The sequence below is a fragment of the Halomonas sp. ANAO-440 genome (assembly GCF_019915905.1).
GTDB classification, from domain to species: domain Bacteria; phylum Pseudomonadota; class Gammaproteobacteria; order Pseudomonadales; family Halomonadaceae; genus Halomonas; species Halomonas chromatireducens.
Window position 1 is genome coordinate 1 of sequence record NZ_JAHXBV010000006.1, and the last position, 3,204, is coordinate 3,204.

The 3,204-nt window shown below is 55.0% G+C and carries 2 rRNA genes; both read left to right on the forward strand.

Annotated features, from left to right (window positions below):
* Positions 1-79 precede the first annotated feature (79 nt).
* A 23S ribosomal RNA gene (locus tag KZO25_RS06865) occupies positions 80-2,981 on the forward strand.
* Between the two features lie 106 nt (positions 2,982-3,087).
* Positions 3,088-3,203, forward strand: a 5S ribosomal RNA gene (gene rrf / locus KZO25_RS06870).
* Position 3,204: the final 1 nt, after the last annotated feature.

The window sequence follows — 3,204 nt, forward strand, 5'->3', positions numbered from 1 at the left end:
GGAAGGACAACGTGATACGTCTCAAGCGTATCCGGCAATTGTCGTGAGTAATCGCGGACCAGACCCTTTCGGGTTATATGGTCAAGCGATTAAGCGCATACGGTGGATGCCTAGGCAGCCAGAGGCGATGAAAGACGTGGTAGCCTGCGATAAGGCTCGGCGAGGTGGCAAACGACCTGTGACCCGGGCATTTCTGAATGGGGAAACCCACCCAGCATAAGCTGGGTATCCCACACTGAATACATAGGTGTTGGGAGGCGAACCAGGGGAACTGAAACATCTAAGTACCCTGAGGAAAAGAAATCAACCGAGATTCCCCCAGTAGCGGCGAGCGAACGGGGACCAGCCCTTAAGCGTGTGACTGATTAGACGAACGAGCTGGGAAGCTCGGCCATAGTGGGTGATAGCCCCGTAGTCGAAAATCTGATCACGTGAAATCGAGTAGGTCGGGGCACGAGAAACCTTGACTGAATATGGGGGGACCATCCTCCAAGGCTAAATACTCCTGGCTGACCGATAGTGAACCAGTACCGTGAGGGAAAGGCGAAAAGAACCCCGGAGAGGGGAGTGAAATAGATCCTGAAACCGTATGCGTACAAGCAGTGGGAGCAGACGTGTTCTGTGACCGCGTACCTTTTGTATAATGGGTCAGCGACTTATATTCAGTGGCGAGCTTAACCGAATAGGGGAGGCGTAGCGAAAGCGAGTCTTAACTGGGCGACCAGTCGCTGGATATAGACCCGAAACCGGGCGATCTATCCATGAGCAGGTTGAAGGTTGAGTAACATCAACTGGAGGACCGAACCAGGATCTGTTGAAAAAGATTTGGATGACTTGTGGATCGGAGTGAAAGGCTAATCAAGCCCGGAGATAGCTGGTTCTCCTCGAAAGCTATTTAGGTAGCGCCTCACGTATCACCGCCGGGGGTAGAGCACTGTTTCGGCTAGGGGGTCATCCCGACTTACCAACCCGAGGCAAACTCCGAATACCGGTGAGTGCAAGCGTGGGAGACACACGGCGGGTGCTAACGTCCGTCGTGAAAAGGGAAACAACCCAGACCGTCAGCTAAGGTCCCGAAATCCTGGTTAAGTGGGAAACGATGTGGGAAGGCTCAGACAGCTAGGAGGTTGGCTTAGAAGCAGCCATCCTTTAAAGAAAGCGTAATAGCTCACTAGTCGAGTCGGCCTGCGCGGAAGATGTAACGGGGCTAAACCAGGTACCGAAGCTACGGGCTTGCCGAATGGCAAGCGGTAGAGGAGCGTCGTGTAAGCCGATGAAGGTGGATTGAGAAGTCTGCTGGAGGTATCACGAGTGCGAATGCTGACATGAGTAACGACAAGGGGAGTGAAAAACTCCCCCGCCGGAAGACCAAGGGTTTCTGTTCGACGCTAATCGGAGCAGAGTGAGTCGGCCCCTAAGGCGAGGCCGAAAGGCGTAGTCGATGGGAAACGGGTCAATATTCCCGTACCTCACATGGTTGCGATGGGGGGACGAAGAAGGCTAGGTGAGCCAGGCGTTGGTAGTCCTGGTGAAAGCTTGTAGGCCAGCGATTCAGGTAAATCCGGATCGCTCTCTTCAATGAGAAGGCCGAGAAGCGAGACGAACTGACTACGGTCAGGAAGTCATCGATGCCACGCTTCCAGGAAAAGCCTCTAAGCTTCAGATCATGTGGGACCGTACCCCAAACCGACACAGGTGGTCAGGTAGAGAATACCAAGGCGCTTGAGAGAACTCGGGTGAAGGAACTAGGCAAAATGGTGCCGTAACTTCGGGAGAAGGCACGCCGGCGTAGGGTGAAGGCACTTGCTGCTGGAGCTCGAACCGGTCGAAGATACCAGGTGGCTGCAACTGTTTATTAAAAACACAGCACTCTGCAAACGCGTAAGCGGACGTATAGGGTGTGACGCCTGCCCGGTGCCGGAAGGTTAATTGATGGTGTTAGCCCTCGGGCGAAGCTCCTGATCGAAGCCCCGGTAAACGGCGGCCGTAACTATAACGGTCCTAAGGTAGCGAAATTCCTTGTCGGGTAAGTTCCGACCTGCACGAATGGCGTAATGATGGCCACGCTGTCTCCACCCGAGACTCAGTGAAATTGAAATCGCAGTGAAGATGCTGTGTACCCGCGGCTAGACGGAAAGACCCCGTGAACCTTTACTATAGCTTCACACTGGACGCTGATGTTGCCTGTGTAGGATAGCTGGGAGGCTTTGAACCCTGGACGCCAGTTCAGGTGGAGCCAACCTTGAAATACCAGCCTGGCATCATTGGCGTTCTAACTCAGGTCCGTTATCCGGATCGAGGACAGTGTGTGGTGGGTAGTTTGACTGGGGCGGTCTCCTCCTAAAGAGTAACGGAGGAGCACGAAGGTACCCTCAGCACGGTCGGAAATCGTGCAGTGAGTGCAAGAGCATAAGGGTGCTTGACTGCGAGACAGACACGTCGAGCAGGTACGAAAGTAGGTTCTAGTGATCCGGTGGTTCTGTATGGAAGGGCCATCGCTCAACGGATAAAAGGTACTCCGGGGATAACAGGCTGATACCGCCCAAGAGTTCACATCGACGGCGGTGTTTGGCACCTCGATGTCGGCTCATCACATCCTGGGGCTGAAGTCGGTCCCAAGGGTATGGCTGTTCGCCATTTAAAGTGGTACGCGAGCTGGGTTTAGAACGTCGTGAGACAGTTCGGTCCCTATCTGCCGTGGGCGTTGGATGTTTGAGAAGAGCTGCTCCTAGTACGAGAGGACCGGAGTGGACGCACCTCTGGTGTTCCGGTTGTCACGCCAGTGGCATTGCCGGGTAGCTATGTGCGGACAGGATAACCGCTGAAAGCATCTAAGCGGGAAGCCCCCTTCAAGATGAGACATCCCTGAGGCCTTGAGCCTCCTGAAGGGCCCAGCGAGACCAGCTGGTTGATAGGCCGGGTGTGGAAGCGCTGCAAGGCGTTGAGCTAACCGGTACTAATTGCCCGTGAGGCTTGACCATATAACCCCAAGGGGTCTGCGCATTACGCGCGCAATTGACGGATACGCAAGGCGCGGTGAGCACCGTGGCCGAGACGATCACGCCAGCATGATTCCAACCCGTTTTGCCTGACGACCATAGCGTTCGGGAACCACCTGATCCCATGCCGAACTCAGCAGTGAAACCGCTCAGCGCCGATGGTAGTGTGGGGTCTCCCCATGCGAGAGTAGGTCATCGTCAGGCA